A 7,714-nucleotide genomic window follows, 5' to 3' on the forward strand; every position below is an offset into this window, starting at 1 on the left:
CCCCATCGCGCCGTGCTACCACGCCGCGGTCGACTCCTCGACGGGCGCGTTCGACCTGTTGCTCGGCGACGCCGGCCGGTTGCGCGGCCACCGGGATGTTCATCGACTCGGTCTGCGGCGGGCGCCCGGCCATGCCTTGGTGGCGGCCGACGTCGAAGGTCAGCTGCGGGCCGTCGGGGTTGCCGATGTTGATCGACTGCCCGTCGTGGATCTCGACGACCGGCACGCGCCGGCCGTTGACGAAAGTGCCGTTGAGCGAGCCGTTGTCGATGGCCAGCCAGCGGCCCTGGTCGAAGCGCAGCAGCAGGTGTGCGCGCGAGATCAGAGGGTGGGTGATGCGCATGTCGGCCCGCAGGTCGCGGCCGACGACCACGTCATGGCCCGCTGCGAAGGTGCGTTCCGATCCTTCGTGATGGACGGTCAACGTCGGTGGGACTGGGGCGGACATCGCCACAACTGTAGCTTGCGACCCTGTGGTCTACCGGGCGGCGGCGACGGTGTCGGGTGCGCCCGTGACGACGCAGCGGGTGCGGGTGTAGATCGTCGGCATGCACCGGTTGCAGTGGGTGCACGCGGACAGCACCCCGGTGCGGGCGCTGTCGGCGGCGATCCGGTTGATCAGGTCCGGCTCGGCCAGCAGCGCACGGGCCATCGCTACGAAGTCGAAGCCCTCGGCCATCGCCAGGTCCATGGTCTCCCGGTTGCTAATGCCGCCGAGCAGGATCAGCGGCATCGACAGTTCGGCGCGGAACAGCTTGGCGTCGCGCAGCAGGTACGCCTCGCGGTAGGGGTATTCGCGCAGGAACTTTTTGCCCGTCATGCGCATGCCCCAGCGCAGCGGCGGTTTGAACGCCCCGGAGAACTCCTTGAGCGGCGCATCGCCGCGGAACAGGTACATGGGGTTGACCAGCGAACTGCCCGCGGTCAGCTCGATCGCGTCCAGCCCGCCGTCGTCCTGCAGCCATTTCGCGGTGATCAGCGACTCCTCGGTGCTGATGCCGCCGCGCACGCCGTCGGTCATGTTGAGCTTGGCGGTGACCGCGATGGGCGTGCCCTCTTTCTCCACCGCGCGGCGCACCGCCATCACCATGCCGCGGGCCAGCTTGGCGCGGTTCTCCAAAGACCCGCCGAACTCGTCGTTGCGCCGGTTGATCAGTGGCGACAGGAACGCGCTGGCCAGGTAGTTGTGGCCCAGATGGATCTCGACGGCGTCGAACCCGGCCTCGATGGCCAGCCGCGCGGCGTTGGCGTGGCCCTCGATGACGTCGTTGATGTCGTCGCGGGTCGCCTTGCGCGCGAACCGCATCCCGATCGGGTTGAAGAACCGCACCGGCGCCAGCGCCTTGGCCTTGTTCGACTTGGCGTTGGCGACCGGCCCGGCGTGGCCGATCTGTGCGCTGACGGCCGCGCCCTCGGCGTGGATGGCGTCGGTGAGCCGCCGGAAGCCGGGCACGGCCTCGGGCCGCATCCAGATGCCGTTGCCCTCGGTGCGGCCGCCGGGGGAGACGGCGCAGTAGGCGACGGTCGTCATGCCGACACCGCCCGCGGCGGGTAGCCGGTGGTACTCGATCAGGTCGTCGGTCACCAGCGCGTGCGGGGTGCGCGCCTCGAAGGTGGCCGATTTGATGGTGCGGTTGCGCAGGGTGATGGGCCCCAGCTTTGCCGGTGAGAAGACGTCGGGCGCAGTGGGCTGGTCAGAGGGCATGCCAGGAGCGTAACGGGGATCACAACCCGAGGTGGTGGGGGTCGCCGATCCCGGGCGCGCCGGGCGGCCATGAAAGACTGAGCCCGTGAGCGCAATCACGCTGGACGGCAAGGCGACCCGCGACGAGATCTTCGTCGACCTGAAGGAACGGGTGGCCGCGCTGACCGCGGCCGGCCGCACCCCCGGGCTGGGCACCATCCTGGTCGGCGACGACCCCGGTTCGCAGGCCTACGTCCGCGGCAAGCACGCCGACTGCGCCAAGGTCGGCATCACCTCCATCCGGCGGGACCTGCCCGCCGACATCAGCGCCGCCACGCTGAACGAGACCATCGACGAGCTCAACGCCAACCCCGACTGCACCGGCTACATCGTGCAGCTGCCGCTGCCCAAGCACCTGGACGAGAACGCGGCGCTGGAGCGCGTCGACCCGAACAAGGACGCCGACGGCCTGCACCCGACCAACCTGGGCCGCCTGGTGCTCAGCGTCGCGGCCCCGCTGCCATGCACCGCGCGCGGCATCGTGCACCTGCTGCGCCGCTACGACGTCGAGATCGCGGGGGCGCACGTGGTCATCATCGGCCGGGGCGTCACCGTCGGGCGCCCCCTGGGGCTGCTGTTGACCCGCCGCTCCGAGAACGCCACGGCGACCCTGTGCCACACCGGCACCCGCGACCTGGCGTCGCTGACCCGGCAGGCCGACATCATCGTGGCCGCCGTCGGGGTCCCGCACATGCTGACCGCCGACATGGTGCGGCCCGGGGCGGCGGTCGTGGACGTGGGGGTGAGCCGGACCGACGACGGCCTGGTTGGCGACGTCCATCCCGGCGTGTGGGACGTGGCGGGCCACGTGTCGCCGAATCCCGGCGGGGTGGGCCCGTTGACCCGCGCTTTTCTGCTCACGAACGTCGTGGAGCTGGCCGAGCGGGGATGAGCGCGCGGACCGTCCTGCGGAGCCAATGGCCGATCCTGATGGTGGGCCTGATCTTCGTGACGGCGCTGGTCTTGGTGGGCGCGAACTTCTGGCGCCGCGGCGCGCTGCTGATCGGGATCGGTGTCGGTGTCGCGGCGCTGCTGCGGTTGGCGTTGCCCGACGACCGCGCCGGCCTGTTGGTGGTGCGCAGCAAGGGAATCGACTTCCTCACCACTGCGGCCGTCGGGGCGTCGATGGTCTATATCGCGTTCACCATCGATCCGCTGGGAACCGGTTAGGCCCGCGGCAGTTGCCCCGCCATGGCCGGGAGCTGACCGGCCATCGCCGGGAGTTGGCCCGCCATCGCCGGCAGCTGGCCGCTCGTCATGCCGGGGAGCTGGCCCGCCATCGCCGGGAGTTGACCGGCCATGGCCGGCAGCTGGCCGCCCGTCATGCCGGGGATTTGCCCCGCCGCCGGCAGCTGTCCCGGCATGCCGGGGATCTGACCGGCCATGCCCGGGATTTGCCCCGGCATGGCGCCCGACAGGTTGCCGCCCGCCAGGTTCGCCATTTCCTCCGGGCAGTAGGTTTGGATGGCGATGGTCGTGAACATGCGGGCCATCGTGGGGGACATGCCCCGGCCGGAGACGCTGGACGCGACCGCGGCGAAATTGCCGCCCGGCTGAGCGAGCATCGGGCAGATCGACTGGCCGACGGACATGGCGTTCCCGGGTTCGCCGAAGTCGACGCCCGCGTGGTTGAGCGAGTCGATGAAGCTGTCGTCGGTGCCCGCGTCGGCCCCGGCCGGTGCCGCCAGCGTCGCCGCGGCGGTGAGCAACCCGGCGGCCACGGCGAGCAGCCGGATGGTGAGGGGCTGATGACGGAAATCCCAGATCCACCTGTGCGTGCGAACCAGTGCCTTCATGCAGCCTCCCCCTGGGCCCGGAGTGCGCGAGGCACTCGATCTCGTTGAGAACTCTGAGCCATCGCGGTCACGTTTACGACACGGTGGGATCAAGGTTCGCACAATAAGCGTTTCGTGAGGTCACGACGTCGGCCTCGTGAATTATTGGGCAGCGTAGCCGGATAGGTCGTCGCGGGAAAATCGGAAGGACATCGGAAGGCCATCGGAAGGCCATCGGAAGGCCAACGTCACACCGCGCGGTGCGGTGTGGGGGCGTCGTGGCAAACCGGCGACGTTGAGCAATGCTGCATTGGGGCGCATCATGATTCGTCGGGGAGCGCGCGCGTTGCGTGCGTCAGCGTCCCGTCCGGTAGTAATGCCGATGCACGACAGGGTATTTCGATGACCTCTGGTCAGCGTCGCCGTGTATTGACAGCGCTTATTGCTCCCGTTTCAGCGGTGGCTAAACTGCGCCAAACAACTTGTGTCACTTGTGTTTCCCTTGCCCCAACGTGCCGGTTTTTGTCGGTGGTGGTGGCTAGTTTGGCGGTGTGAGTGCAAGCGGTTCGGCTGATCTTGAGCGGGTGATGGCGGCCTTCGATGCCATCGAGGCCGCGGTCGGCCAAGCGGCCGAATCCCACTGCGCCACTTGGGCAACCAACGACAAATTCGCGGTATTGGAGCGCGTTGAGCGGGTGCGTCGGATGCTGCCCGCCCTGGAACACCCGGTGATTAACGCCCTGGCCCGCGACGCCGCCCCGCACGAGCTGGGCGGCAAACTGTCCCACGCTTTGGCCGAACGCACCCTGATCAGCCGCGCCGAAGCCGCCCGCCGGGTTGGCGCCGCGGCCGATCTGGGTCCGCGCGTCGGGCTCACCGGCCAACCCCTACCGCCGCTGCTGGCCGCGGCCGCGGCCGCCCAACGCGCCGGTGAGCTCGGGGGTGAACAGGTCGCGGTGATCCGCCGGTTCTACCATCAGCTGCCCGGCTGCATCGATGCCCCCACCCGCGAGCACACCCAGACCCTGCTCGCCGACCACGGCCGCCGCTTTCGGCCCGAACAACTCAGCGCCCTGGCCGCCATCCTCACCGACTGCCTCAACCCCGACGGCACCTACCACGACGCCGACCGCGCCCGCCGCCGCGCGATGACCCTGGGGCCCCAACAGCCCGATGGCATGTCCGAACTGCGCGCCGTGTTGACTCCGGAGGCCCGCGCCACCCTGGAAGCCGTCCTAGCCAAACTCGCCGCCCCCGGCATGTGCAACCCCGACCAGCACACCCCGTGTGTTGACGGCACGCCGTCACAGCAGGCCATCGACGGCGATCACCGCTCCACACCCCAACGCCACCACGACGCCCTGCTGGCCGCCCTGCGTGCCCTGCTCGCCTCCGGGGACCTGGGCCGCCACCATGGCCTGCCCGCGACCATCATCATCACCACCACCCTGGCCGAGCTGCAGGCCGCCGCCGGGACCGGGCGCACCGGCGGCGCCACCACCCTGCCCATCAGTGATGTCATCCGCCTGGCCAGCCACGCCCACCACTACCTCGCCGTGTTCGACGATGCGAAGCCGGTGGCGCTGTATCACAGCAAACGCCTGGCCTCCCCCGGCCAACGGATCATGCTGCACGCCAAAGACCGCGGCTGCACCGCACCCGGGTGCACCACCGCCGGCTACTACACCGAAGTCCACCACGTCACCGACTACGCCCACACCCACCGCACCGACATCGACGACCTCACCTTCGCCTGCGGACCCCACCACCGCCTCCTACAACCCGGCGGCTGGACCACCAGAAAAAACCCCCACGGCGACACCGAATGGATCCCCCCACCGGACCTCGACCGCGGCCAACCCCGCACCAACACCTACCACCACCCCGAAAAGCTGTTGCGCACCAACGACAATGACGACAACGCCAAGCCGCATCAGGACGACGGCGCGGGGTGAGTCGTCAGGCTGTCAGTGTCGCGCGGATGCAGACGGTGACGTAGGGCAGCGCCAGGCCGGTCGAATTCGCCAGTGCCGGATGGGTGGCCAGCAATTCGCGCACCTCGGCGAGCGTCCTGCTACGGACCTCCGTCGGGGAGGTGATGCAGTAACTGCGCGACGCCACCAGGTCGATAAGAGCTTGCGGCGTCACGTAATTCGTCCACTCGACCAGGTGGCGCTCCGGCTCGCTGAACGACGGTGACAGTGCCACGTCGAAGCGGCCCGCGTCGCCGTCGCTGCCGATGATCCGTCCCAATTCCCGCACCCAGCCGAGCCTCTCGTCGCGGGTGTTCCACACCAACGCCAGCCGACCGCCGGGCCGCAGCACGCGGGCCACCTCCGGGATGGCGCGTTCCGGATCCACCCAATGCCAGGCCTGCGCCACCAACACCGCGTCAACGCTGTTGTCCTCCAACGGGATTTCCTCCGCGGTGCCCAACAGGGCCTGGGTCTCCGGCAGCGCGGTGCGCAGCACCTCGAGCATGTCGGGGATGGGATCGACCGCCACCACGTCGAGGCCGCGCTCCACCAGCCGGGTCGTCAGCTTGCCGGTGCCCGCCCCCAGGTCCAGGACCTTGCGGGCGCCGACCGGCAGCAGCCAGTCGATGGCCTCCGGCGGATACGAGGGGCGCCCGCGTTCGTAGGCGGCGGCCGCCGCGCCGAACGACAGCGACTGGTCTTGCCGGGAGCGGGTCACCGCCGGCACGTGCCTTCGCCGCCATCCCCGTCGGCAAGCTCGAGCGTGCGGCGAATCAGGTCGCCCACGGCGTCGGTCTCCACGAGGAACCCGTCGTGCCCGCAGATCGACTCGACCACCTGCAGACCGGCGCAGCCCGGCAACAGCTCGGCCAGCTCCTCCTGCAGGCGCAGCGGGTACAGCCGGTCCGAGGAGATGCCCCCGACCACGGCCGGCACCGGGCAACCGCGCAGTGCGCTGGGCACGCCGCCGCGGTCACGACCCACGTCGTGACTGTTCAGCGCCTCGGTCAGCGCGACGTAACTACCGGCATCGAAGCGGGCCAACAGCTTGTCTCCCTGGTAATCCAGGTAGCTCTGCACCGCGTAACGCCCGTCCTCGCCGCCCTGCTTGTCGTTGCCGAACCGCTGGTCGAGCTCCACTTCGCCGCGATAGGTCAGGTGCGCGAAGCGGCGGGCGATCGCCAGCCCGGCGTCGGGACGGAGGCCCGTGCCGTGGTAATCGCCGCCCTGCCAGTGCGGGTCGGCCTTGATCGCGGCGATCTGCGTGGACTGGGTGCCGATCTGGTCGGCGGTGGCGCGCGCGCCGACCGCCAGCAGCAGCCCGGCCCGCACCCGGTCCGGGTGGCCGACCATCCATTCCAAGGCGCGGGCGCCGCCCATGGATCCGCCGACCACGGCGGCGACCTCGTTGATGCCCAGCGCGGCCAGCGCCGCCACGTCGGCCGCCACCTGGTCGCGCACGGTGATCATGGGAAACCTTGAGCCCCAAGGCTTTCCGTCCCGAGCAAGCGAGCTGGGCCCGGTGGAACCGCGGCAACCGCCCAGCACGTTGGTGGCCACGGCGCACCAGCGGTCGGTGTCGATCGGCGCGCCCGGGCCCGCCACCCCGTCCCACCAACCGGCGGTGGGATGCCCGGGACCGGCGGGGCCGGTGATGTGCGAGTCACCGGTGAGCGCGTGCAGCACCACCACCACGTTGTCGCGGGCGGGCGACAACTCGCCCCAGCGCTGGACCGCGATCGTGACGTCGTCGATCACCGCGCCGCTCTCGGTGGTCAGCGAACCGATGTCGACGAAGCCGATCTCGCCTTCGGCGGGCAGCGTCTGGGTGGGCACTTCGAAGATGGTCATGGCCGACTCCTCTAGAACGCAGCCACGGCCTGCGGGTCGGAGCCGGTATCGGACGTTGCGGCGCCGTACTTGCGGGCGGCGGCGAACCCGAGTTCGAGGTCGGCCAGGATGTCGTCGATGCCTTCGATGCCGACCGCCAGCCGGACCAACCCCGGCGTGACGCCGGTGGTCAGCTGCTCCTGCGGCGAGAGCTGGGCGTGGGTGGTCGACGCCGGGTGGATCACCAACGAGCGCACGTCGCCGATGTTGGCGACGTGGCTGTGCAGCTGCAGCGCGTTGACGAAGGCCTTGCCGGCGTCGATGCCCCCGGCCAGCTCGAACGCCAGCACCGCCCCGGTACCCTTCGGCGCCAGCTTCTTGGCCCGCTC

At 70.1% G+C, this 7,714-nt stretch carries 9 protein-coding genes; 3 read left to right on the plus strand and 6 right to left on the minus strand.

Going from position 1 to position 7,714, the window contains the following annotated elements:
• Both A5714_RS07085 and A5714_RS07090 read right to left on the minus strand, forming a co-directional pair.
• A partial coding sequence (locus A5714_RS07085) for an FHA domain-containing protein (RefSeq protein ID WP_197513593.1) occupies positions 1-454 on the minus strand: 454 nt, incomplete at its 3' end.
• A 24-nt stretch (positions 455-478) separates the two neighbouring features.
• Positions 479-1,705 carry an NADH:flavin oxidoreductase gene (locus tag A5714_RS07090; RefSeq protein WP_068284183.1) on the minus strand — a complete coding sequence of 409 codons (1,227 nt, stop codon included), beginning with the start codon at positions 1,703-1,705 and terminating at the stop codon, positions 479-481.
• 85 nt (positions 1,706-1,790) lie between these two features.
• Here A5714_RS07090 and A5714_RS07095 point away from each other — a divergent pair, with 85 nt between their 5' ends.
• Positions 1,791-2,636 carry a bifunctional methylenetetrahydrofolate dehydrogenase/methenyltetrahydrofolate cyclohydrolase gene (locus tag A5714_RS07095; protein ID WP_068066599.1) on the plus strand — a complete coding sequence of 282 codons (846 nt, stop codon included), beginning with the start codon at positions 1,791-1,793 and terminating at the stop codon, positions 2,634-2,636.
• Entirely contained in the window at positions 2,633-2,914 is a 282-nt protein-coding gene (locus A5714_RS07100; RefSeq protein WP_068066602.1) for a DUF3017 domain-containing protein, read from the plus strand. Before A5714_RS07095 ends, A5714_RS07100 begins: the two co-directional genes overlap by 4 nt.
• Here A5714_RS07100 and A5714_RS07105 read toward each other — a convergent pair.
• Complete coding sequence (locus A5714_RS07105) at positions 2,911-3,540, minus strand: DUF732 domain-containing protein (protein WP_068066605.1); 630 nt, start codon at positions 3,538-3,540, stop codon at positions 2,911-2,913. The two genes, A5714_RS07100 and A5714_RS07105, sit on opposite strands and share 4 nt — an antisense overlap.
• 566 nt (positions 3,541-4,106) lie before the next feature.
• Between A5714_RS07105 and A5714_RS07110 the strand changes: the two genes are divergently transcribed.
• The gene (locus A5714_RS07110; RefSeq protein WP_068284186.1) at positions 4,107-5,474 is read left to right on the plus strand and encodes an HNH endonuclease signature motif containing protein; all 1,368 of its coding nucleotides are present in this window, start codon (positions 4,107-4,109) and stop codon (positions 5,472-5,474) included.
• A gap of 4 nt (positions 5,475-5,478) precedes the next feature.
• Here A5714_RS07110 and A5714_RS07115 read toward each other — a convergent pair whose 3' ends face one another.
• The 3 genes from A5714_RS07115 to A5714_RS07125 all read right to left on the minus strand — a co-directional run.
• Positions 5,479-6,213, minus strand: a complete 735-nt coding sequence (locus A5714_RS07115) for a class I SAM-dependent methyltransferase (RefSeq protein ID WP_068072145.1) — start codon at positions 6,211-6,213, stop codon at positions 5,479-5,481.
• Positions 6,210-7,346 (minus strand): homoserine O-acetyltransferase, encoded by a 1,137-nt coding sequence (locus A5714_RS07120; protein WP_068284189.1) that lies wholly within the window; start codon positions 7,344-7,346, stop codon positions 6,210-6,212. The genes A5714_RS07115 and A5714_RS07120 overlap by 4 nt, the downstream gene beginning before the upstream one ends.
• Positions 7,347-7,357: 11 nt before the next feature.
• The coding region (locus tag A5714_RS07125; RefSeq protein WP_197513594.1) for a PLP-dependent transferase at positions 7,358-7,714 on the minus strand (357 nt) is incomplete at its 5' end.

The organism is Mycobacterium sp. E2462 (assembly GCF_001672685.1).
Classification (GTDB): Bacteria; Actinomycetota; Actinomycetes; order Mycobacteriales; family Mycobacteriaceae; genus Mycobacterium.